This is a genomic window from Campylobacter novaezeelandiae, assembly GCF_018968685.1.
Taxonomy (GTDB): Bacteria; Campylobacterota; Campylobacteria; order Campylobacterales; family Campylobacteraceae; genus Campylobacter_D; species Campylobacter_D novaezeelandiae.
Genome location: NZ_CP076657.1, coordinates 684,321 through 707,212, shown reverse-complemented (window position 1 = coordinate 707,212; position 22,892 = coordinate 684,321). Strand labels below are relative to the sequence as shown.

The following is a 22,892-nucleotide window of genomic DNA, read 5'->3' as shown; positions in this document are numbered from 1 at the left end:
CTAAAAAACCTTTAAATTGTATCGTCTAGCACCAATATAGCGTTTTTTCCAATATGCATTATTCAAAGAAGCTTCCTTAGCTCCACCTTTGGTTGATAAGTGAATAAATTTATCTTTGCTCAAATAAATTCCCACATGCATTCCATTTGGTCCTCTACCTGTTTTAAAAAAAACTAGATCTCCAGCCCTAAGATTCTTTCTAAGAACACTTTTTCCTGATTGAAGTTGCATTTTTGTAGTTCTTGGTATATGAGCTTTAAATTCAAGCAAAACACTTTGAGTAAAACCCGAACAATCAGCACCTTTTTTTGTTGTTCCACCAAGTTTATAAGGAGTTTTTTTCCACTCTTTAGAGACTCTTTGAAGTTTAGTCTCAATGGTATTATAATTTACAAATCCTAAATTACTACCACTAGTTTGATGAATGCTACATCCAGAAATAAAAAACAATATCCCAAAAAGAAAGCTTAAAAATAAAGTTTTACCCATTAAATTTCTTTTTTAGAATTAGCAAAAAATTTTAAATATATAAAACCAAAAATTCCAGAACAAAAAGAAGCAATTAATATAGATAAATTATCAGCGTAATGAAAAATATCACTTACTTCATAGGCTAATCCATCGATAAATAAACTCATTGTAAAACCAATACCTGTTAAAATACAAACTCCATAAAGTTGTTTCAAATTAGCCTCATGAGGCAAAGTAGCTAACTTAAATTTTATAGCCAAATAAGAAAACAAAAACACACCAACTTGCTTTCCTAAAAAAAGTCCCAAGAATATACCTATACTCACTCCAGAAAAAATAGACCCCATAGTAATATTTGATAAATTTACTCCAGCATTAGCAAATGCAAATAAAGGTAATATAATAAAAATTAACCAAAATCTTAAACTTTCATCAATTTCTTTTAAAAAAGGTTGCCCTTCTTTTGTTTGCATTGGAATAAAAAAAGCCGTAATGATTCCAGCTAAAGTAGCATGAACTCCACTTTTTAAAACGCTTAACCAAAGAATAACTGAACATATAAAATAAAAAGATTTTCTCGTATTTCCTAATAAATTTAAAATAAACATAACAAAAATAGCAATAGCAGCTATAACAAAAGCAACAACAGAAAGTTCAGTTGTATAAAAAATAGCTATAATTAAAATGGCTCCAACATCATCAAAAATAGCCAAAGATAATAAAAACACCTTTAAAGATGGTGGAATTTTTTTACCAACCATCATTAAAATAGCCAAAGCAAAAGCAGTGTCAGTAGCAGTTGGTATAGCCCAACCCTTAAGAGTATAAGGATCTGTTATATTGATAAGAACAAAGATAGCTGCAGGAACTATAATACCACCCAAAGCAGCAAAAAATGGCAGAACAATATTTTTAGGATTTTTAAAATCTCCCTGGATAAATTCTTTTTTAAGTTCAAGTCCTATTGAAAAAAAGAATATGGATATCAACCCATCATTTATCCAAAGCAACAATGGTTTATCTAGAGCAAAATTTCCTACATTAAAACCAACATTTACATTAAGAAATTCTCTATAGTGTTCGCTTAAAAAACTATTTTGGACACATAAAGCAAGAATAGTACAAATTATTAGTAAAAATCCACCAAAAACTTCACTAGATACTATTTTTTTTATCTTATCCAAAGTTTCATTCATTATTTACTTACCATTTTTAAATAAATATAACCATATATAGCACTTAAAAAACTTGCAATCAATATGGCCAAACGATCACTATGCTCAAAAATATCACTATTTTTATAAGCTAGTCCATCTATAAATAAACTCATTGTAAAACCAATACCTGTTAAAATACAAATACCATAAAACTGTTTATAGCTTACATTATCTGGCATTGTTGCGACTTTAAATTTTATAGCCAAATAAGAAAACAAAAATACCCCAACTTGCTTACCTAAAAAAAGTCCTAAAATAATACCAAGGCTTACAGATGAAAAAATAGAAGATAAATGCATACTTCTTAGATCTACTCCTGCATTAACAAAAGCAAATAATGGCAAAATAAAATAAATTACCCAACAATTTAAACTTTCATAAACTTTATGCAAATAAGGTTTTTTATCTTTTGTATCTAAAGGAATAAATAAAGCTATAATAACTCCTGCTAAAGTAGCATGGACTCCACTTTTTAACATAGCTATCCAAAGAATAACTCCAATTAAAACATAAAAAGGAAGATGTGTAACATGGAAATAGTTTAAAAAAAACAGAGCAATAATACATATTAAACAAATAATAAGCGCAAACAAAGAAATTTGATCAGTATAAAATAAAGCAATGATAATTATTGCTCCTAAATCATCAAAAATAGCCAACGAAAGCAAAAAAAGTTTTAAACTAGAAGGAATTTTATTACCCAAAAGCATTAAAATTCCTACCGCAAAAGCAATATCAGTAGCAGTTGGTATAGCCCAACCTTTCATTGCATATTCATGAGAATAATTGATTATTGTAAAAATTAAAGCTGGGACTATCATTCCGCCAAATGCACCAAATATAGGCAAAGAAACAGATTTGATATTTTTAAGCTGTCCTCTTAAAATTTCATATTTTAATTCAAGTCCAATACATAAGAAAAAAATAGCAATCAAACCATCATTAATCCATAATACTATAGGCTTTGAAAGCTTAAACTCATTAAAACCTATGCTAAATTGTATAGACAAAAATTTATCATACAAGTCTATAAAAGAAATATTTTTGCAAAATAATGCAAAAAAAGTGAAAAATATCAATAAAACTCCAGGAAATGTTTCACTTAAAATAAATCTTTTTATAGCCTGCATTTTATTTCCCAAAATAGCAATCAAGCATAAATATCAAGATTGGAATTTAAAACTGGTTTAGAACTACTTGAAGGGACAGAACTTTGAGGATTTGCCATTTCTAAACCATCAATAAGTTCAGCCATTAAAGCTTCATTAGAATCCATTGTTTTTTTTAAAAGCGATGTATTAATCGTTGTCATTAAAGAAACATTACTCACATCTGAAATCATTTTTTCTCCTTTATTTGGACTTATAGACATATCGGAATTTTATCATAATTTTTAATTCTTTTTAAAAAATTATAACTATTTTTTTTAAAAAAATATTTTTAAATTTCATATGCTTAAAAGCCTTATAATTATAATGTTACAATTTGTAAAATTATAATTATAATCTTTAAAATATAATTTTACAAAACTAAATATTCATCAAAAAATATTTAGTCTTTTAATGATTATTATTTATTATAAATTTTAATTTATTATTTTTTTCATTTAAATAAAAAATCATTTTTATTTATAAAAATTTAAAATAGTTTTTTACCTATTTTTTTCATTTAAAATAACTAAAATTTGCACAATCAAAGAAAAAACCATGGCAACATAAATATAAGCTTTATTAATATAAATATCAAAACTTTGAGCTATTAAAACAACCCCTATCATCACTAAAAAAGCTAAAGCTAAAATTTTAATACTTGGATATTTTTCTACAAAATCTGCAATAGGTTTTGATGCAAAAAGCATTACTAAAACAGCTATAATTACAGCTAAAATCATAATGCTGATATCTTGAGCTATCCCAACAGCAGTTATAATACTATCAAGAGAAAAAATAATATCCATAATGGCTATTTCAGCAACTATAATCCAAAATTTTCCCGCTGTAACTTTTTGCGTCTTTTTATCATCTTCTTTGTGAGTACAAAAAATTTGTTCTTTGATTTCTTGAAAAGATTTAATAACTAAAAATAACCCTCCAAAAAATAAAATCAAATCTCTCCAAGAAATTTCTTGATTAAAAATACTAAATAAAGGATTTGTAAGTTTCATTATCCAAAAAAGAGATAAAAGCAATAATATTCTTGTAATCATTGCAAAAGCTAATCCAAAGATTCTTCCCTTATTTCTATATTCTTTAGGAAGCTTATTGACTAAAATTGTTAAAAAAATAACATTATCAATTCCTAAAACAATTTCTAACGCACTTAATGTAACAAGAGTTACCCAAGCATCAATACTAAAAATCCAATCAAACATTATTTTCCTTTAATATTTTTTCACTTGTTTCTATAATAGCCTGAATTAGAATTTGATGTTCAAGAATATGAATTTTATCTTCAAACTCTTTAAAACTCAAATTTTTCTTTTCAAATGCCTTTTGTGCAATAATCTCTCCTCCATCTAAGCTTTCATCAACCCAATGAACACTTACTCCAGCTACTTTCATATCGCTTTCATAGCTTTGTTTGATAGCATTTGCTCCTTTAAAAAGAGGAAGCAAAGAAGGATGAAGATTGATAGCTTTGATATTTTGAGTAAAAACAGGACTTAAAATTCTCATAAATCCAGCTAATATAGTCAAATCTATCTTACTTTTTTGTATTTCATTCACTAAAACTTCATCAAACTCTTCACGTTTAGTATAATCATTGTGATCAATAATTATACTCTTAAGATTATATTTTTCTACTCTTTGTATGCCAAATGCATTTTTATTATTGCAAATACAAAGTACAACTTCAAAATATATGCCTTTTACCTTTTTTTTGTGAAGTTTTTTTAAAATATTTTCTAAATTGCTCCCATTTCCACTAAAAAGAATAGCAAGTCTTATATGCATTTTAAACCTTTGATAAGTTTTAAAGCATCAAAGCTATTTTGATTAAATTTATATTTCTTAGCTACAAGTGCATGAGCTAAACAAGCATTTTTTGCTGCATCCAATGGAGAAAAATTAGCACCTAAAAGTGCCGCTATCATACCGCTTAAAACATCACCACTACCGCCTTTTGCTAAATTTGCATTTCCTAAATTTACAACAAAAAGCTGATCTTTTTGCATTATAATAGGATTGGCTCCTTTTAAAAGTAAAACACATTCAAAAGTATTAGTAAATTTTCTAGCATAAAAAAAACGATTTTTTTGAATTACACTTGTGCTGATGTCTTCTTTAAAGCAAAATTTTAAAAGTCTTGAAAATTCTTTAGGATGTGGTGTTAATATCACATCTTTTCTTTGCAAAAAATTTAATATATTTTCACTCAAAAAACAATTTGCATCTAAAACTAAAGGAATATTATCTAAAATATTATCTTTTAAAATATCTAGATTATTAAGACCCATACCTAAGGCTGCAACATTAGCTTTAGGTTCTATTTTATCTTTTAGCATTATAAGCGGAGAAAAAGTTTTTTTAGCTACTAAAGAAACAAGACCTGCTCCAAAATTTAAAGCTCCAAGTGCAGCTAATGTTCCAGCACTTTCATTACCTGCGATATAAATATGTCCAAAATTTGCCTTATTAGAATTTACTTTTCTTTTTATGATATTTAAATCTTTTTCTTTAAGTAAAAAACCTTGCGGGTCTTTAATAAATTTTTTATTTGAAATACCTAAATTAGCAATTTTAATTTTTCCAATAAATTCTTTAGCAAAATCTTCTAGTAATATCTCTTTTAAAGCACCCATACAAAGCGTAATATCTGCCTTAAAACAAAATTCCATACCCAAACCACTTGGGATATCGCAAGCAATTTTTAAAGCTTTGCTTGAATTGACTTTTTGAAAAATTTCAATAGTTTTTGTATTTAATTTTCCTTTAAATCCACTCCCGAAAACAGCATCAACTATAATATCAAATTTATTGAAATTTGGTTCTTTTTTTAAGAACTTAAAACCATAATTTCCTAAAATTCTACTTTGTTTTTTAAAATTCTCATTTTCCCTAAATTCAAGCTTAAAAGCCTTGCATTTTTTCAAATGTCTTATAGCCACAAGCGCATCACAAGCATTATTGCCTCCGCCTAATAAAAAAAGAACTTTAGCTTTATTGAATTTCTTTTGTTCTTTTTTTATAAGTTTAGCCAAAGAAATTCCAGCATTTTCTAATAAAATATCTTCATTTAAACCATTATTGATAGCATTTTGATCCAAAATTTGAGAGTTGTTATAAATAGCTTTCATTTATCTTTTTTAACCAAAAAATAAATATTTTTTTCTCTTTCTTCTTTAAATTTTTCCATTCTAGGAAGAAAATGTTGCATCAAAGCTCTAAAATTTTTAAAACCATAATTTTGCGGATTAAAGTCTGAATACTTGCGGTTCATATTCATTCTTATTTGAGCATACTCTGCTCTTGTTTTCTCTTCTATTAATTGTTCTATTATATTGATTAAGACTTTTAAATCATTTTTATCTAGAGTATTTTGATCTTTATTTTTATCCTTATCAAGATAAAAAAATTCATTAAAAGCATTTACATAAGATTTTATAGATTGTTTTAAGCCTATACCTATAACTTGTTTTTTATTTTCTCTTAATTTTTGTATCAAACTTGTATAATCACTATCACTAGAAACAATAATAAAAATATCAATATCTTTCTCGTAAAAAAAGCTTAAAATCTCTGTTATTAAATACATATCGCTTGAATTTTTTTGCGCCCTAAAGTTAAATTGTTGCATAGCTATAATAGAATGATCGCCTACTTTTTTCTTCCAATTTTGCACACTTTCTTTGGTCCAATCAGCATAAATTCTTTTAATTACCAACTCTCCATAATTTGAAGCTATATTAAAAATATCATCAGCATACTTTTCTGGAATATTTTCAGCATCAATAAAAACAGCAACACTTTTATTTTCCATTTTTATCCTCTCATTCTAAAACTTAAAGCTTCTAAAACATGATTTTTAAGAATTATTTCACTCTTTGCCAAATCAGCACAACTTCTTGCAACTTTTAAAGTTTTATTTACTCCTCTTTGAGAAAGATTATATCTTAAAGTTGCTTTATCAAGTATCTCTTTAGCTTCATCATCTAAAATGCAAAATTTCTTCAAATCTTCATCTTGTAGCTTTCCATTAAATTCTTTCTGACCTCTCTTCTTTTGAAATAAAAAAGCATCAAATATCATATCATTCATTTGCTTAGAGCTTAAATCTGCTTTATCATTAACATCTATTTCATCCATAGCTACATACAAATCTATCCTATCTAAAATAGGCCAAGAAATTTTATTTTTATACCTTTTAATTTCATTATCGCCACAAACACAACTTAAGTTTTTAGAGAATAAATTACCACAAGGACAAGGATTTAAAGCGGCAGCAAAAATAAATTTTGTTTCATAACTCATCTTAGAATTTACTCTTGAAATATGAATTTTGCAATCCTCTAAAGGCTCTCTTAAGCTTTCGATAATTTGCTTACTAAAATGCGGAAATTCATCAAAAAATAATACCCCTCGATTAGCTAAAGCAATTTCCCCTATCCTAGCTCCATTAGCCCCACCTCCAAATATACTTGCCCTAGTACTTGTATGATGTGGATTTCTAAAAATTCTTGTTTGATTTAAATCGCAATCTTTTGAATACAAGGATTTATAAGCACTTTGTATTAAAATTTCATCAAGGCTTTGTGGAGGCATTATATAAACAAGCCTTTTAGCACACATAGTTTTTCCACTCCCTGGACTTCCCTCAAATAAAATATTATGCATTCCCAAAGCAGCTATTAAACAGGCTCTTTTGGCTTGTTTTTGTCCTTTAATATCTTTAAAATCATACTCAAAAATTTCATTTCGAATATATATTTCTCCATTTAAAGAAAAAGAATTTTTAAACAAAGGATGTAATTCTTTAAATCTAAATTTTTCATATTGTTTTTCTTTAAAAAACTCTACTGCATCACTAATATGTTCTATGCCATAAATTTCTAAATTTGGGATCATAGAGGCTTTAGAGGCTATGCTTTTAGGAACAATAACCCTTGCTTTTTTAATTTTAGCACTTAAAAATAAGAGTAAAGAAAAAAGCTCATTTGTACTTTTAACACTTCCATCTAGTCCAAGTTCTCCAACAACAAAAAAATCATCTAAATTTTCATTTTGCAATAAGATAAGAATAGCTATCACCAAATCAAAATGTGAACCTTTTTTTGGTATACCTGAAGGGCTTAAATTGATTGTAATTTTCTTTGAAGGAAAAGCAAAATTACAAGTTACAAGGGAAGCTTTAATACGCTCAACACTCTCTTTAATTGCTGTATTTGCCAAACCAACTATAGTAAGATTTGGAATTCCTCTTGTAAAAGTTGATTCAACATCTATAATATCTAAATCTTCATTAAAGCTTATGCATTTTAAAAATTTCATTTAGATTTTTTTTGTTTTTTAAATTCTTTATCAAATTTTTGTCTTTTCAAAAAAGAAAGTTTTTCTATAAACAAATGTCCATCTAAATGATCATTTTCGTGCTGAATTGCTACAGCTAAAAAACCTTTAGCTTCAAGCTCTTTATAATCTCCATAACGATCTTGATATTTAAGTAAAATATGTTCATACCGCTCTACTTTTTCAAAAAAATCAGGAACACTAAGACAACCTTCTGTGCAAATAATTTTTTCTTCGCTTAAAAATGTAATTTTTGGATTTATAACTTCAATTAAATCTTCTTTTTTTTGCTCTTCATTTTCATCTAAAATATTTACAATAAAAACCCTTAAAGGAACATCTACTTGTATAGCTGCAAGTCCTACACCATTGCTTGCTATCATAGTTTCATACATATCATCAAGCAAACAGTGTAATTCTTTATCAAAATTTTCCACAGGTTTAGATTCTAAAAAAAGATTTTTATTGGGATAAGTTATAATTTTTCTTACCAAAATAACACCTTAAATTTTCTTTTCTAAAACTTTATCAATAAGCCCATATTCTTTAGCTTCGTTTGAGCTCATAAAAAAATCTCTCTCAGTGTCTTTAACAATTTTAGCTAATTTTTGTTTGGTGTTTTTAGCCAAAATCTCATTAAGTATAGATTTTAATCTTAAAATTTCTTTTGCTTGAATTTCTATATCACTTGCTTGCCCTCTAGCGCCCCCTAAAGGCTGATGTATCATAATCCTTGAATTTGGTAAAGCAAAACGCTTACCTTCTGCTCCACAACTTAATAAAAATGCTCCCATAGAAGCAGCTTGTCCTATACAAATAGTACAAATATCAGGTTTTATATAGTTCATAGTATCATAAATACTAAATCCGCTTGTTATTACCCCACCTGGAGAGTTTATATAAAGATAAATATCTTTTTGAGGATCTTCAGCTTCTAAAAAAAGAAGTTGTGCAACTATAGAAGAGGCTAAATCATCATTAATCTCTCCGCTAAGCATAACAATTCTATCTTTTAAAAGTCTAGAATAAATATCATAGCTTCTCTCACCTCTACTTGTTTTTTCAATAACATAAGGTATATAAAGACTCATTATTTTTCAACCTCTTTTTTAACTTTTTTATTGCTTTTTGGTATAAAAATATCGCTAAAAAGTTTTTCTTCAATTAAGGCCATTTTAACAGCAGGCAAGGCACCTTGTTTTTTATAATTTTCTAAATGCTCTTTAGGATTCATACCATAACGATAGGCTTCAAAATAAATCGCTTGAATAAGTTCTTGGTCGCTTACTTCAATTTTTCTAATCTTAGAAAGTTCATCGATAATAAAAGTAAGTTTAACGCTTTTTTTGGCTTCATCTTTAAAACTATCTCTTTTTTCTTTATATTTTTCTTTATCATTTTTAAGTTCTTCTATTTCTTTTTCACTGAATTTTGAAAAAGCACTTCTAAATTGCATATCTATTTCTTGCTCAACAATACCCTTTGGCAAATCAAACTCAAACTTCTCAATCAAAGCATCAGCAAATTTAGCTTTTAATTCATCATTAACCAATTTAAAAAGCTTTTCATTTTTAATTTGTTCTTTTAATTTTTCATCAAGCAACTCTTCTGTTGGTTCTTTTTCATTAGGAAGAAGAAGTTTAAGATTTTTCTCATCAAGCTTTGGTATATTTAATTCTTGAATTTCGTGAAGTTTTACCTTAAAAACAGCTTCTTTTCCTGCTAAATTAGGTGCACCATAATCTTGTGGAAAAGTAACTTTTATATCTTTTTCCTCTCCTGCTTTTAAGCCTATCATACCCTCTTCAAATCCTGGAATAAATTGCTTAGATCCAATTTCTAAAACATAATCTTGAGCCTTACCTCCATCAAAAGCTTTATCATCTACAAAACCCTCAAAATCAAATTTAGCAAAATCACCTTCTTTTAAGGCTCTCTTTGTTTTAATCGCTTCTGGGGTTGCAAATCTTTTTAAAAGTTCTATTTTTTTATCTTCGATCTCTTTTTTACTTACTTTTGGAGTTTGATATTCTGGTATTAATTTTTCATAGCCATCAAGTTTTAAAACAGGTTTAAATGAAAGCATTAATTCAGCTTCGATTTCACCATCTTTTCTATCAAATTTTTCAAAATATGGATCTCCAATAAGATCTTTATTTTCTTTTTGCAATTCTTTTAAAGCACTATCAATAGCATATTTAAAGAGGTTTTGTTCAGCATCTTTTATTAATTCTTTTTCATAGCGTTTAAGCACAGCACTAACTGGAACATGTCCTGGCCTAAATCCATCCATTTTAATATTTTTAGAAGCTTTTTTAGCTAAATTTTGAACTTCGTTTTTAATGCTTCCTAAAGGGATTTTTACATTAGCAATTGCATTAACAGAATCTAATTGCTTTGCTTTAATTTCCATAGTTATTCCTTCAAAAATAAAAAGTTAATTATTGAAATATAACAAATTTTTCCTTATTACTTGCATAAAAATTTCAATATATTTATGATAATATTATAATTAAATTTCAACATAAATTATATCATTTTAACTATTTTGGAGAAAAAATTGCAAAAAAAATTTGAAAATTGTATTACAACTATGTTAGAAATAATAGGCGAAAATCCGCAAAGAGAGGGTCTTTTAAAAACTCCAACAAGAGTTTTTAAGGCTTATGAATTTTTAACCAAGGGTTATAATGAAAATATTGACAATATTTTAAACGATGCTCTATTTGAAAGCTCAAATAATGAAATGGTTTTAGTAAAAGATATAGAATTTTATAGCCTTTGCGAACATCATCTTTTGCCTTTTTTTGGTAGAGTAAGTGTAGCTTATATTCCTGATAAAAAAGTTGTAGGTCTTAGTAAAATTCCGCGTCTAGTAGAAATGTTTGCAAGAAGACTTCAAATTCAAGAACAACTCACAGAACAAATCGCAGATGCTTTAATGAATAGCGTTAAAGCAAAAGGTGTTGGCGTTGTGATAGAAGCAAGACATATGTGCATTGAAATGCGTGGAGTGCAAAAAGCAAATTCTATTACTAGTACTTCAGCTTTAAGAGGTTTATTTCTTAAAAATGAAAAAACGAGAAAAGAGTTTTTTTCTTTGATTAATTCCCCAAAACAAGTAAGATTTTAATGGAACTTAATAAACTAAGACAAAAGCTAAAAAATGAAAATTTAAATTCTATTTTTGGAGAAATTACGAAAATTTCTGCTACGAGTATAGAAATCAAAGGATTAAAAACTGGTATTGGGGATATTATAAAACTTGTTTCAAATGAAAATGAGCATCTTCAAACTTTAGCTATGGTAGTGGAAATTAAAGATAAATTTAGTTATTTAAGTCCCTTTAGTTTTATAGAAGGCTTTAAAATAGGCGATCGTGCATTTTTAAGTGATGCGGGTATGCAAATTGGAGTAAGTGATGAACTTTTAGGACGCGTAGTAGATCCTTTTATGAGACCTAAAGACGGCAAAGGGGCTATTGAAGCGAGCAAATTTATGCCTATAATGAGAGCTCCTATTGATGCGATGAAAAGAGGGCTTATCGAGGAAGTTTTTCCTGTTGGGGTAAAAACTATTGATGCACTTTTAACTTGTGGTGTAGGGCAAAAATTAGGAATTTTTGCAGGAAGTGGAGTTGGTAAATCCACTCTTATGGGTATGATAGTTAAAAACTCCAAAGCACCTATAAAAGTTGTTGCTCTTATTGGAGAAAGAGGACGCGAAATTCCAGAATTTATTCAAAAAAATTTGGGCGGAAAATTAGATGATACTGTTATAATCGTTGCAACAAGTGATGATAGCGCTTTAATGCGAAAATATGGTGCTTTTTGTGCAATGAGTGTAGCAGAATACTTCAAAGAACAAGGTAAAGATGTACTTTTTATAATGGATAGTGTAACGCGCTTTGCTATGGCGCAAAGAGAAATTGGATTAGCATTAGGAGAACCTCCTACAACCAAAGGCTATCCACCAAGCGTTTTAAGTCTATTGCCTCAACTTATGGAAAGAGCTGGGAAAGAAGAAGGTAAAGGCACGATCACTGCATTTTTTACCGTTTTGGTTGATGGTGATGATATGAGTGATCCTATTGCAGATCAAAGTCGTTCTATCTTAGATGGACACATTGTTTTAAGCCGCGAACTTACGGACTTTGGAATTTATCCACCTATTAATATACAAAATTCAGCTTCAAGGGTTATGGGTGATATTATTACAAATGAACATAAACTTTTGGCAAGAAAATTTAAAAGATTAAATTCATTACTTAAAGAAAATGAAGTTTTGCTACGTATTGGAGCCTATCAAAAAGGAAGCGATAAAGAACTTGACGAGGCTATAGCTAAAAAAGATTTTATGCAAAAATTTTTAGGGCAAAATCCTGAAGAAAGTTTTGAATTTAATGATACTATAGAACTTTTAAAACAAATAGATACTTCCATAGCTATGCCTAATAATCAAAATCTTGGTAGCTCAAATGCAACACTTCCAAATCCTAATCAAAAATAGTTTTTAATTTTGATGTAAAATTTTATGTGCATTTAAAGCTTGAAATAAATCATTATCATTTACCCAAATAAGTTTTTCATTAATAGAGCAATCCCATTCTAAAGGCAATGGCTTTAAAATATCTCTAGAAAGAAATTTTTTCCAATATTTTCTAATTTCTTCGTTCTTTTTTTCATATAGTTGCCATATATCCCCATCATAAACATAGCTCTCCCATTCTATAAAAGGAACTAATTTCACAAAAAAATCATTCTCATATCTTTGAGAAAGTATCCCTTTGGAATTTATACTATTTAAATCTTGTTGATAATTTTTAATAATAACATTCATTCTAGAATCCAAAAGCTCATCTTTATCTAACAATGACAATACTTCTTTGGAATAATAATTGATAAAAAAATTTTTCCCATACTCGTTAATAGCATCAATCATTGTATCTTTATAAACTATGTCTTTAAAATTTTTTAAATAAGGATTTAAAATACTATTTTTAGAATCAATAGTATAATCATATCCTGAAAAAAAATAAGTAAAATCCATAAAAGCATAATCAGCATTCATTCCATTACAAAGCAATAAAAATATATCTTTAAGCTCCTCTAAAATTTTATTTTTATTATCCATTTGATCGCTAGGTTTTTTATGTAAAAATTGATTCTTAAATTTTGTATTATAATTTTTAACAAGATAATCAAGCATCTGCTTTGTAATATTATAATTTAACACCAAACAAGAGTTAAAATAAACATCACTCGAATTAAAAAATGGGGCTAAGTTTTTATCGGAAATAAAAGTATTAATCTCACTTTGAGAAAAATTTTTTCCACTTGCATTCCAAAAAGGAAAATTAGGAGAAAAATTATATAAACTCCCTATTCTTAAAGATTTATTTTTTAATTTTTGATAAAGATGAAATTTGCTTTGATCTTGACACAATCTATCATAAATTTTAAGATATGATGCTTCATTAAAATCAAAATAATCATCCTCTCCATGCAAATTAATGGCTCTAAATTTATCAATTTTAAAGTATGAATTTAGTTGCATTAAAGCATTTAAAATTTTCTCCAAATTGACATTATAAAATTTTCCTAAATTTTGATTTTTAAATTCAAACCACTCTCTCATATCAAGGCGATGAGAATTTAAACTCCAAGCTTTAAGATTTTTTTCATCACTAAAGGAATTTTTTGAAAAAAATAAAAAAGAAATTTGATTGCTTGTTTGAAATTCTTCTAAGTATTTCATAAAAACTTAACTTTTATTTTTAGATTTCATAAATTTATCATTAATCATTTTAGCTATATTTATCATATCTTCACGCTCTAAATCATCTTCTTTTATACCTTTATTTTTTATATATTCATCTTGAAATTTAAAGATTTCATTTTCCATTTTTTTTAAACTTTTAGCGCCAAATTCTAATAAAATTTTTTTAATCTTAGAAATTTGACAAACTTCTATAATACAAATCAATCTTGGCCAACGAACGTGGTTTGGATTTGCTCCAAGCTCCAATAGAGCTTTAACAGTATTATAATTTTGCTCATCATCGCTTTCTACAACAGACATTAAAGGAGTTGATCCCGCAAAATAAAATTCTTCCTCCCATTCTTTAGATTTTTCATTAAATTTTTGATAAATTTGACTTTGTATTTCTAAATTCGCGCCATATTTTAATGCAAGCTTTATTTCATCTATTTCCCCTCTTATAGCCCAATTATGCAAAATACTATCTCCTAAGTGGTTAAAAATATTAAATGTTGATCCTTTTGTTATAAAATATTTTATGACTCTTTCATCAAGTCCTACTTGATCCATATAAAAAGTCAATGCATTATAATTATCCTTTATATGTTCAAATTTAAAATTTGGATTTATACCACAAATATCTATAAGATAATCTAATAATCTTGTATCTTTTCCTTGTTCTATAGATCCAGCAGCAGCATTAGCAAGAATATTATCACAAGAAAATAAAGGAGTTTTTACACCCTCTTCTTCGCACAATAATTCATAAAAACTTTGTTTTATGGGATAATCTTTTAAAAAATTTACAGTTTTTTCAAAATCATTCGCAAAAACCAAATCACAAAGCTCATCTCTTAAATTATCTATTTCTTCGCTACTTAAAGCACTGATTTTTTCTCTAGCTTCTAATTCTCTTTTAGATACTCCCTTAATACTCATCTACTCTCCTTAGCTTGGTATTTGCAATTGCTGATCTTTGTTTAATTCATCTTCTATGCTTAATGGATCATTTAAATTTAGTCTTTTAATTACTATTTTATTGGGAACATTATTTTTTAAATGATCCAAATAAATTTCTTTAAAAATAGTTTTTATACTCCTGTGCATGTGTCTATGATAGATAAAACCTTTTCTACTTCCTAAATCCCCTTTCACAAAAGCCCTAAGATTTAAAAAAGAAAAATTAGAATTTTCTTGTTTAAGTTTATTAATAAATTTTTCATTTTTTTCTTTATCAATGGCTATGCTATCGCTTAATTTTGTATAATGATTGCATAAAAATATATAATCTAGTTCATATTCTTGTGCAAGTTTTAATTCAAAACTTATTTGCTCTGTTAAATCTTGTTTTTGGACATTTTTAACTTCTATAATACTTCTTTTATCATTTACTACAACTAAAAAATCAGGAATAGTAAAGTTATAACTATTTTGATTAAAATTTGCATCAAATTTTCTTCTATTTGAAATATATCTTGTAGATCCTTTACTAAATAGCATAGAAGCTGCATATTCGCCTAATTCTCCTATATCTTTTGAATTAGGACTCTTCTCTTTTAAAGATTCATTTTTAGATTTCTTAATCTTTTTTTGAGTTTTATTTTCCTTTTTCTCTTCATAGTCTTTTATTTTCTTATCAAAACTTTTAGCATATTCATATTTTCCCATTTGAGAGCTTTCTCTTATGCTTTTGAATTTTTTCTTGCTTACTACTCTTTTTAGAACATCTACACTATAAATTCTGTCTTTATTAATACTATCAAAAAGTTCTTCTTGTCTTTTTTTAGCATAAATTAATATACCTTTTTGTTGTTGTTTTTTAATCTCCTCTTGAGAAAGATTTTCTTCCTGATTTAAAATTGTTAAAAATTCTTTTGGACTTTGAAGATTTAAAGCATCATTTTGAATTTGAGCTATTTTTCTTTGAAAAGTTAATGTTTTTTCTTTTGTTTTTCTAAGCTCTGTTAAAATAATAGCTCTATCTTCTAAAGGAATAGGATCAAAAACAAAACCTCTTTTATTTTTTTGTTTAGGAATCAATCTTACAATCAAACTTCTAATACCTTTTTCAAATTGTTCTGCTAAAAAACTACTAGGGACAATAGCCTTGCCATCTTTTACCTCAAAGCTTTTAATTTCTTTTTCTTCTTTAGTATATCTATCATAAAAAATATCAAATTCATTGCCTTCATCAAATTTTGATTTTAAATCACTCCCCTTTTTTTCTTCGAAATTTTCATTTAATGATGTATCATTTATCTGAGAGTCTATCTTTTCTTTGTGTTTAATAACATCTTTAATATCGATGTCTAAATTTGCATTATCTTTAGCTTCTATGGAATCTTGTTTATAAAGTTCCATTTCTTTTAAAACAATACTATTTCCATCTTTTTTGCTAAATTCAAATTCTTTTATTTTTTTTGAATTTGTGCTTTTTCCTTTTTTTCTTTTTTGTACAGGCTCTTTTGCTTGCATCTCTTTTTCTTTAACCAAAAAATGCTTGGGTTCATAAAAAGCAAGTTTGCAATTTGATAGTATAAAAACTTTTCGAAACTCTTTAACTAAAAAAACGATATCATTAAATTTTATCAACTCGGGCATAAACAATTCCTATTTAATCAATCCTTAAATCTCCACCTTTAATTCTAAGCCCTTTAGAATCTATAATTACTTCTACCCCATCTACTTTTATAATAATTTCTTTTTTGGTGTGAATAATGGCAGAACCATTTTCTATTTGTGTTATAGCTTTTTTCTTAGCAACTATAATATTTTCTTCATTAGCTAAAAAATTAACAAAATCAGCATTAAAAGAGCAATTTTTATTTGTTCTAAAACCCAAAGACTCCTCAGCTTGAATTTGCAAATGTTCCTTACTTAGCAAAAGTGTATCTTTTGAAGAATCTATTTTTATACTATCTCCAGTCATAAGAGTATAAGATCCTTGAATTGTTTCGTTTTTATTATTTCCCACTCTTTGTATATAATCATTTGAAATCTCTTTTTCAAAATTATTTTTTACTTCTACTTTTTTATCATTTTTTACATATTCTTCATAATCTTGACCTATATTAATTTTATGTGTAACGCCAACATTTAAAGTATTGCTAAGACCTACATTTGTATCTTTTGAAAGTAAGGTATTTTCTAAATACTCTGCGCCAACATTAACATTTTTAAATCCAGCAATATTTTGCATATGTCCTAAAATAATAAATTCGCTAAATAAACCTCCAACTTCTGAAGTTTTGTTGTTTTTTATAACCTGTTCGTGATTATTAATAATTTCTTCTTTATAATCTTTTTGTGCTAAAAGATAAATTTCTTCTTTACCTGCTTCATTTTTAAAAGTTAGTTCGTTTCTCTCATAAGATCTTAAATTTTCTTGTCCTAAGGTTGAATTAGATATAGTTAAGAAATGATTATTTGTATAATTTAAATCATAATCTTTATTTTCTTGTATTTTAAGCTCTGGTAGCCCCTCATATCTTATTAATGGAATTTGTCTTAAATAATTTAAAGCATTATTAGCAATCTCTCTTTTAAACTTAGGATAAGAATAAAGAGGTAGAGCATTATTTTCATTATAAAAACTCCCGCTTATAAAAGGCTTATCAATATCATTTTCTAAAAACGAAATTAACACCTCATCTCCAACTCTTGGTATTCTAAAAAAACCAGAATAACTTGAAGCTACAGGAGAGCTTACTCTTAAAAAACAGCTATGGTGATATAAATGTTCTTTTTCATCAATTGTTTCTTGGTTTACAAAAGCATCAAATCTTACCTTTACCCTACCGTATTTATCTGTAAAAACTAAATTGCTTTCATTTGAAATTTCATTATTTTCTCCTATAACTATCCCCTTTGTTTGAGTAGGTGCTTTAGGCTTTGTTTTAAAACTTGGAACAAATAGTATATAACTTGGCAAAAGCGTAACTGTATTAAAATAAGATTTTGTAAAGTGAAAATCTTTGATTTTTTGATTATCATTTGTATTGATAGAGTTGGCTAAAATTGCATCATCAATTAAATACTGTTCTAAATTTATGATAATAAAGTCTTTTTTTTCTTTATTATCTAAATTTCTTTCATATGAAGAATTAAAATTTATATTAACTTTGTCGCTTAAGGATAAATTATAAATATTACTTTTTGCTTTAAAGCTTTCATTTAAAAGTTTATATCTTTTTTCTTTTAAATAAATAGGAGTCTTTAAATCTATATCTTCTGTAAAAGAATTCGCACTTTCATAAATATGCTCATTATAATATTGTAAATTTTTAAATTTTTCATCAATTGTATTAAGATTTAAAGAAGTTGCGTTTAAAGGATTACTAGTATTCGTGCTTGAATAGGTAAATTGATTAGAAAAAATAGATCTTTCTTTTATAAAAGAATAAATACAAGGTTCATGTAAAATATTGTTAATATTAGAATTAAATTGAATATTTTGACTTTTAGATGATACAAAAGTATCACAAAAATAAATTTTTTCATCATCTTCATAAAAATATATACCATTATTATGAGCAAGTCGTGTGATAAATTCCAAATCACTCTCATTATATTGAATAATAAGTTCTTTTTTAGAATAACTATGTTTAAGTTTTGAAAAATCAATTTCTTTATTGATAAATTTTCCTTGATAAAAATCCAAAGTTATTTTAATAACTTCCAAAATACTTAAGTCTGTATAGATCCTATTGGCTCTATTAAAAGACATTCTAGCAAGTACAGAACTAAGAGTAAATTTAAAAAAATGTTTATATGAAAGATGTTTTATTTCTGAATCAACTATATTATTTGCACTTTCATTGCTTAAACCCAAATAATTAACATAAGAAACAATACCTTTATAAATTTTATTTTCTTTATGCGTAAAATCAATTGTTGTATTTTCATAAGGATTTTTAATAATAAAATGAGCCTCCTTGTCAATCAAGGAATTAGGATGAAAATTAATATTTGCGTCATTAATTAAGTTTTCTTCTAAAATTTCAATATAGCCCTCACACTCGCAAGTGAATAAATCTTCTAAACTTTCTTTAATATAAGCCTTAGTGATTTTAAAAGAAACAGATGGATTAATAATATTTAAACTAAGATATGAATTCATAACTACCACCTTCTTTTAATCAATTTAGCCTGTGATTATAAATTATATCATAGTTTATGTCTTAAATAATAATTCTTACCAAATTAATAAAATTAATTTAGTGCTTTAGCTACTTCTTTAATCATAGCCTCCAATGATTCAAGCCCACCACCTGAAAGATACCAATATTGTGGATCAAGATAAATAATTTTATTATTTTGTGCCGCTTTAGTTTTTAAAATCAAAGCATTATTTAGTATATCTTTAGCTTTTTCTTGATTGCCAACTATAACATTTCTATCTATAACGAAAATAAAATCTGGATTTTTTTCTAAAATATACTCTGAGTTAATACTTTTACCATGTGTTCCAACTTTTAAAGATTTATCTACAGGCTCAATGTCTAAAATATCATGTATTAAACCAAATCTTGAAGAAGAGCCAAAAGCTGAAATTTTATTGGAATTGGTAAGTATTATTAAAGCTTTCTTATCTTTGCTAATTTTGCTTTTTATTTCAGAAATTTCTTCTTTTATTTGCGATATTTTCTCTTTTGCTTCACTTTCCTTATTGTAAAGTTTTGCAATACTTAAAACATTATTTTCAAAAGAAAATAAAAAATCAGAATTGTTAATACCTAAATATATAGTAGGAGCAATTTGATTCAATTTATCATAAAACCTAGTTTGACGACCCGAAATGATGATTAAATCGGGCTTTAATGCGTTAATCGCTTCTAAATTGACTTGTTGAACACCTCCTATGTTACTTTTATTATCATATTGTTTTAAATAAGGAGGCAAATTTTTAAGAGGAACTCCAATAACTTTATCACTTAAATTTAAAGAATCAAAAGTATCTAAAGAGCCAAAATCTAAAATCACAACTCTTGAAGGATTTTTAACCACCCTACTCTCACCTAAAGAATGTTTAATCAAGAAAGAATCCCCCTTATCAGTCACGCTAATAGGGGTAACAACTAGAGTATTTTCGCTATTATTTTTAATCTTATTGTCAAAACAAGCGCTAAAACCCAACAATAAAAATAAACAAAACCATGCTAAAAAACTTTTCTTTTTCATATTTTTCTCCTTAAAATAAATTAAAAATAAAGACATACTTTTTTATTTTTAAATTCCACTAAAGGAATTTCCATATCATAAACCTCTTTTAACACCTCGCTATTAATGATTTTTTCCGTATGATCAAATTTCACAATTTTTCCATCTTTTAAGGCAAGAATTTCATCAGAGTAAATTGAAGCAAAATTAATATCATGCAACACTACTATAATAGATTTATTAAAATCTTTAATTAAATTTTTCATTAAATTCATAGTCTGGACACAATGTTTCATATCAAGATTATTTAAAGGTTCATCAAACAAAATAAATTCAGTATCTTGAGCAATAATCATTGCTATAAAGGCTCTTTGTTTTTGTCCACCACTTAAAGTATCTAAATATTTATCTTTTATCTCATAAAGTCCTGTATAATTTAAAGCTTCATTAATTTTTTCTTTATCTTGAGAATTTAATCTTCCTTGAGAATAAGGAAAGCGACCAAAAGATACCAACTCTTCAATACTTAATCTTAAATTTAAATTATTTTGCTGTTTGAGAATAGAAATTTTTTGGGCTAATATATTTTCTTTATAGGAATTAATATTTTTACCATCAATATATATTTCACCATTATCAGGCTTAAATAAACGACTTATAAGAGAAAGTACTGTACTTTTGCCAGCTCCATTAGGACCAATTAGTGAAATTAGTTTATTTCTAGGAAAAGTCAAATTTAAATTTGAAACTATGCTTTTTTTATTATAACTTTTACTTATATTTTTTAATTCTATCATAATTTACTCCCCTTAAAAACGAGATATAAAAAATAAATTCCTCCGAGAAAATTTATAATCACGCTTATAGTTGTGTTATACTCAAAAACCCTTGAAACAAAAAATACACCTATAATTAAAAATATTATTGCTATCAAAGAGCAAGCTAAAAGCAAAAATTTATGTTTAGAAGTTTTAAAAAGCTCATAAGTAATATTACAAATTAAGAGTCCTAAAAATGTAATAGGACCAACCAAAGCTGTGCTTATAGAAGTTAATATAGCTACAATTATCATAAGATGTTTTATAATCTTATGATAATTAATTCCTAAATTTATACTTAAATCTTTACCTAAAACCAAAGGATCTAAAAATTTCAAGTATTTAACAACAAAGACCATACTAATTAAAGTGATAATACTTGCTAAAAATAAAACATCAATTGCAATATTATCAAAACTGGCAAACATCCTTCCTTGAATAATCATAAATTCATCAGGATCGATTAAAACTTCAAAAAAAGTTCCCAAAGTAGAAAAGAATGTTCCAAAAATAATTCCTAAAAGCATAATTAAATAGATATTTCTTTCATTTTTAAAAAGAAGTTTATATAAAAGCAAAGAAAAAATTACCATACAAAATAAAGAAAGTAAAAAATTAATATTTTCTTTATATACAATCAAATTAGTTGAACCTAAAATAAAAACCAAGCAAGATTGTAAAAGCATATATAAAGAATCAAGACCTATAATACTTGGCGTAAGAATTTTATTATTGCTAATAGTTTGAAAAACAATACTTGAAACAGCAATACATATACCAACAATAACAATAGAAGCAATTTGCAAACTGCGATTTTTTAAAGCATAATTGCTAAATTCTCCCATAAAACCAAATAAATAAATACCTACACTAAACAAGGCAATAAAAATTAAAAAATATATTTTTTTATCCATTTTTTCTCTTTAATAAAATCCAAATAAATATCAAAGATCCAAAAACTCCTGCTACTATACTAATTGGCATTTCAAAAGGAAAAATAATTATTCTTGCAAAAATATCACATATAAGCAAAAATAAAGCTCCGCTTAATGCAATATAACTAAGATTTCTTTTAAGATTATCACCCTTATAAATAGAAATAATATTAGGAATAATAAGACCCAAAAAAGGTATAACTCCAACAGTTAAAACAATGACTGAAGTAATAATTGAAACAATAAATAAGCCAAGACCAAGGACAAAATTATAAGAAATACCAAGATTAATGCATACTTCTTTTCCCATACCTACAATAGTAATTTTATTGGCAAAAATATATGCAACAACTAACATAGGTAAACTTATATAAATTAGCTCATAATTTCCTTGCATAACATTAGCAAAACTCCCCTGTAGCCATCCTTGAATATTTTGGATATAATTTAAACTATAAGCAAAAAAAGTTGTTAAAGAATTAATAATCCCGCCAAACATTAATCCTACCAGAGGTATGAAAATACTATCTTTGAATTTAATTTTTCTTAAAATTTGTATAAAAACAATACTTCCAAGCATAGTAAAAATACAAGCAATTAAAGTTTGAAATAAAAAAGAATAAGTATTGAAAAATACTAAAGAGATTAAAATTCCAAATCTTGCACAATCCATAGTTCCAGCAGTGGTTGGAGAAACAAATTTATTTTGAGTAATCTGCTGCATAATAAGACCACAAATTCCCAAACTCATTCCTGTGATGATTATGGCTATAATTCTTGGAATTCTTGTTATAAACAAAAGTTCCAAATCTTCGTTATTTAAAGAGAATAAAGAAATATCTTTTACTCCTATAAAGACACTTACTATAGAAAAAATAAAAAGTAATGATAATAAAACCTTTAGTTTTATAAAGCAACTGAACAAAAATTTCCTTAATTAAATAATGATAATAATTATTAAAAATTATATACTATTTTTCTAAATTTTTTATAAAAATGATATTAATTTTCAAAAATATTACGATA

22 protein-coding genes are annotated in these 22,892 nt (G+C 26.5%); 2 read left to right on the top strand and 20 right to left on the bottom strand.

Translation table 11 applies throughout. From position 1 onward, the window contains the following. From CNZW441b_RS03725 to tig, 12 genes are all read right to left on the bottom strand, one after another. Entirely contained in the window at positions 1 to 489 is a 489-nt protein-coding gene (locus CNZW441b_RS03725; RefSeq protein WP_216681580.1) for a C40 family peptidase, read from the bottom strand. Further along, positions 489 to 1,667, bottom strand: a complete 1,179-nt coding sequence (gene nhaA / locus CNZW441b_RS03720) for a Na+/H+ antiporter NhaA (RefSeq protein WP_131163357.1) — start codon at positions 1,665 to 1,667, stop codon at positions 489 to 491. Before nhaA (CNZW441b_RS03720) ends, CNZW441b_RS03725 begins: the two co-directional genes overlap by 1 nt. After that, the gene (nhaA, locus tag CNZW441b_RS03715) at positions 1,667 to 2,818 is read right to left on the bottom strand and encodes a Na+/H+ antiporter NhaA (RefSeq protein WP_131166109.1); all 1,152 of its coding nucleotides are present in this window, start codon (positions 2,816 to 2,818) and stop codon (positions 1,667 to 1,669) included. Before nhaA (CNZW441b_RS03715) ends, nhaA (CNZW441b_RS03720) begins: the two co-directional genes overlap by 1 nt. A 20-nt stretch (positions 2,819 to 2,838) precedes the next feature. After that, positions 2,839 to 3,030 (bottom strand): putative motility protein, encoded by a 192-nt coding sequence (locus CNZW441b_RS03710; RefSeq protein ID WP_131166110.1) that lies wholly within the window; start codon positions 3,028 to 3,030, stop codon positions 2,839 to 2,841. Positions 3,031 to 3,339: 309 nt separating this feature from the next. Continuing rightward, positions 3,340 to 4,059: a TerC family protein gene (locus CNZW441b_RS03705; protein ID WP_131186359.1), complete on the bottom strand. Its 720-nt coding sequence runs from the start codon at positions 4,057 to 4,059 to the stop codon at positions 3,340 to 3,342. Continuing rightward, positions 4,052 to 4,642 (bottom strand): phosphoribosylglycinamide formyltransferase, encoded by a 591-nt coding sequence (gene purN / locus CNZW441b_RS03700; RefSeq protein WP_131186360.1) that lies wholly within the window; start codon positions 4,640 to 4,642, stop codon positions 4,052 to 4,054. Before purN ends, CNZW441b_RS03705 begins: the two co-directional genes overlap by 8 nt. Further along, positions 4,633 to 5,985, bottom strand: a complete 1,353-nt coding sequence (locus tag CNZW441b_RS03695) for an NAD(P)H-hydrate dehydratase (RefSeq protein WP_131186361.1) — start codon at positions 5,983 to 5,985, stop codon at positions 4,633 to 4,635. The genes purN and CNZW441b_RS03695 overlap by 10 nt, the downstream gene beginning before the upstream one ends. Next, complete coding sequence (locus tag CNZW441b_RS03690; RefSeq protein ID WP_131163363.1) at positions 5,982 to 6,668, bottom strand: NYN domain-containing protein; 687 nt, start codon at positions 6,666 to 6,668, stop codon at positions 5,982 to 5,984. Before CNZW441b_RS03690 ends, CNZW441b_RS03695 begins: the two co-directional genes overlap by 4 nt. Before the next feature lie 2 nt (positions 6,669 to 6,670). Continuing rightward, positions 6,671 to 8,176 (bottom strand): YifB family Mg chelatase-like AAA ATPase, encoded by a 1,506-nt coding sequence (locus CNZW441b_RS03685; RefSeq protein ID WP_131186362.1) that lies wholly within the window; start codon positions 8,174 to 8,176, stop codon positions 6,671 to 6,673. Then, positions 8,173 to 8,688, bottom strand: a complete 516-nt coding sequence (gene def / locus CNZW441b_RS03680; protein ID WP_131163365.1) for a peptide deformylase — start codon at positions 8,686 to 8,688, stop codon at positions 8,173 to 8,175. The genes CNZW441b_RS03685 and def overlap by 4 nt, the downstream gene beginning before the upstream one ends. A gap of 9 nt (positions 8,689 to 8,697) precedes the next feature. Continuing rightward, a complete protein-coding gene (gene clpP, locus CNZW441b_RS03675; protein WP_131166114.1) occupies positions 8,698 to 9,285 on the bottom strand; it encodes an ATP-dependent Clp endopeptidase proteolytic subunit ClpP in 588 nt (195 codons plus the stop codon). After that, complete coding sequence (gene tig, locus CNZW441b_RS03670; protein WP_131163367.1) at positions 9,285 to 10,607, bottom strand: trigger factor; 1,323 nt, start codon at positions 10,605 to 10,607, stop codon at positions 9,285 to 9,287. Before tig ends, clpP begins: the two co-directional genes overlap by 1 nt. Positions 10,608 to 10,754: 147 nt before the next feature. Between tig and folE the strand changes: the two genes are divergently transcribed. Together folE and fliI are read left to right on the top strand one after the other, a co-directional pair. Beyond that, the gene (folE, locus tag CNZW441b_RS03665; protein ID WP_131163368.1) at positions 10,755 to 11,327 is read left to right on the top strand and encodes a GTP cyclohydrolase I FolE; all 573 of its coding nucleotides are present in this window, start codon (positions 10,755 to 10,757) and stop codon (positions 11,325 to 11,327) included. After that, positions 11,327 to 12,703, top strand: coding sequence for a flagellar protein export ATPase FliI (fliI, locus tag CNZW441b_RS03660; RefSeq protein ID WP_131166116.1), 1,377 nt, complete (start codon positions 11,327 to 11,329; stop codon positions 12,701 to 12,703). Before folE ends, fliI begins: the two co-directional genes overlap by 1 nt. 3 nt (positions 12,704 to 12,706) lie before the next feature. Here the strand turns inward: fliI and CNZW441b_RS03655 are convergent, their stop codons facing one another. The 8 genes from CNZW441b_RS03655 to ceuB all read right to left on the bottom strand — a co-directional run bounded on the left by CNZW441b_RS03655 (position 12,707) and on the right by ceuB (position 22,791). Further along, entirely contained in the window at positions 12,707 to 13,951 is a 1,245-nt protein-coding gene (locus CNZW441b_RS03655) for a hypothetical protein (protein ID WP_131166117.1), read from the bottom strand. A gap of 6 nt (positions 13,952 to 13,957) precedes the next feature. Beyond that, a complete protein-coding gene (locus tag CNZW441b_RS03650; RefSeq protein ID WP_131166118.1) occupies positions 13,958 to 14,893 on the bottom strand; it encodes an ankyrin repeat domain-containing protein in 936 nt (311 codons plus the stop codon). Between the two features lie 9 nt (positions 14,894 to 14,902). After that, the gene (locus tag CNZW441b_RS03645) at positions 14,903 to 16,555 is read right to left on the bottom strand and encodes a putative toxin (protein ID WP_131166119.1); all 1,653 of its coding nucleotides are present in this window, start codon (positions 16,553 to 16,555) and stop codon (positions 14,903 to 14,905) included. Between the two features lie 13 nt (positions 16,556 to 16,568). Next, the gene (locus tag CNZW441b_RS03640) at positions 16,569 to 19,073 is read right to left on the bottom strand and encodes a type VI secretion system Vgr family protein (RefSeq protein WP_131166120.1); all 2,505 of its coding nucleotides are present in this window, start codon (positions 19,071 to 19,073) and stop codon (positions 16,569 to 16,571) included. 92 nt (positions 19,074 to 19,165) lie between these two features. Next, positions 19,166 to 20,134 (bottom strand): siderophore ABC transporter substrate-binding protein, encoded by a 969-nt coding sequence (locus CNZW441b_RS03635; RefSeq protein WP_131166121.1) that lies wholly within the window; start codon positions 20,132 to 20,134, stop codon positions 19,166 to 19,168. Between the two features lie 20 nt (positions 20,135 to 20,154). After that, on the bottom strand, positions 20,155 to 20,910 hold the full coding sequence (locus CNZW441b_RS03630; RefSeq protein ID WP_131166122.1) for an iron ABC transporter ATP-binding protein: 756 nt from the start codon (positions 20,908 to 20,910) through the stop codon (positions 20,155 to 20,157). Further along, positions 20,907 to 21,845, bottom strand: a complete 939-nt coding sequence (ceuC, locus tag CNZW441b_RS03625; protein WP_131163376.1) for an enterochelin ABC transporter permease CeuC — start codon at positions 21,843 to 21,845, stop codon at positions 20,907 to 20,909. The genes CNZW441b_RS03630 and ceuC overlap by 4 nt, the downstream gene beginning before the upstream one ends. Further along, positions 21,838 to 22,791, bottom strand: coding sequence for an enterochelin ABC transporter permease CeuB (gene ceuB / locus CNZW441b_RS03620; RefSeq protein WP_279586054.1), 954 nt, complete (start codon positions 22,789 to 22,791; stop codon positions 21,838 to 21,840). Before ceuB ends, ceuC begins: the two co-directional genes overlap by 8 nt. Between the last annotated feature and the right edge of the window lie 101 nt (positions 22,792 to 22,892).

Excerpts from the sequence above, each read along its gene's own strand:
- clpP (WP_131166114.1), bottom strand. The coding sequence starts at position 9,285 with ATGAGTCTTTATATACCTTATGTTATTGAAAAAACAAGTAGAGGTGAG.
- CNZW441b_RS03725 (WP_216681580.1), bottom strand. The coding sequence starts at position 489 with ATGGGTAAAACTTTATTTTTAAGCTTTCTTTTTGGGATATTGTTTTTT.
- CNZW441b_RS03630 (WP_131166122.1), bottom strand. The coding sequence starts at position 20,910 with ATGATAGAATTAAAAAATATAAGTAAAAGTTATAATAAAAAAAGCATA.
- ceuC (WP_131163376.1), bottom strand. The coding sequence starts at position 21,845 with ATGGATAAAAAAATATATTTTTTAATTTTTATTGCCTTGTTTAGTGTA.
- fliI (WP_131166116.1), top strand. The coding sequence starts at position 11,327 with ATGGAACTTAATAAACTAAGACAAAAGCTAAAAAATGAAAATTTAAAT.
- purN (WP_131186360.1), bottom strand. The coding sequence starts at position 4,642 with ATGCATATAAGACTTGCTATTCTTTTTAGTGGAAATGGGAGCAATTTA.
- CNZW441b_RS03690 (WP_131163363.1), bottom strand. The coding sequence starts at position 6,668 with ATGGAAAATAAAAGTGTTGCTGTTTTTATTGATGCTGAAAATATTCCA.
- CNZW441b_RS03640 (WP_131166120.1), bottom strand. The coding sequence starts at position 19,073 with ATGAATTCATATCTTAGTTTAAATATTATTAATCCATCTGTTTCTTTT.
- CNZW441b_RS03710 (WP_131166110.1), bottom strand. The coding sequence starts at position 3,030 with ATGATTTCAGATGTGAGTAATGTTTCTTTAATGACAACGATTAATACA.
- tig (WP_131163367.1), bottom strand. The coding sequence starts at position 10,607 with ATGGAAATTAAAGCAAAGCAATTAGATTCTGTTAATGCAATTGCTAAT.
- CNZW441b_RS03695 (WP_131186361.1), bottom strand. The coding sequence starts at position 5,985 with ATGAAAGCTATTTATAACAACTCTCAAATTTTGGATCAAAATGCTATC.
- CNZW441b_RS03650 (WP_131166118.1), bottom strand. The coding sequence starts at position 14,893 with ATGAGTATTAAGGGAGTATCTAAAAGAGAATTAGAAGCTAGAGAAAAA.
- CNZW441b_RS03685 (WP_131186362.1), bottom strand. The coding sequence starts at position 8,176 with ATGAAATTTTTAAAATGCATAAGCTTTAATGAAGATTTAGATATTATA.
- CNZW441b_RS03705 (WP_131186359.1), bottom strand. The coding sequence starts at position 4,059 with ATGTTTGATTGGATTTTTAGTATTGATGCTTGGGTAACTCTTGTTACA.
- nhaA (WP_131163357.1), bottom strand. The coding sequence starts at position 1,667 with ATGAATGAAACTTTGGATAAGATAAAAAAAATAGTATCTAGTGAAGTT.
- CNZW441b_RS03655 (WP_131166117.1), bottom strand. The coding sequence starts at position 13,951 with ATGAAATACTTAGAAGAATTTCAAACAAGCAATCAAATTTCTTTTTTA.
- CNZW441b_RS03635 (WP_131166121.1), bottom strand. The coding sequence starts at position 20,134 with ATGAAAAAGAAAAGTTTTTTAGCATGGTTTTGTTTATTTTTATTGTTG.
- nhaA (WP_131166109.1), bottom strand. The coding sequence starts at position 2,818 with ATGCAGGCTATAAAAAGATTTATTTTAAGTGAAACATTTCCTGGAGTT.
- CNZW441b_RS03645 (WP_131166119.1), bottom strand. The coding sequence starts at position 16,555 with ATGCCCGAGTTGATAAAATTTAATGATATCGTTTTTTTAGTTAAAGAG.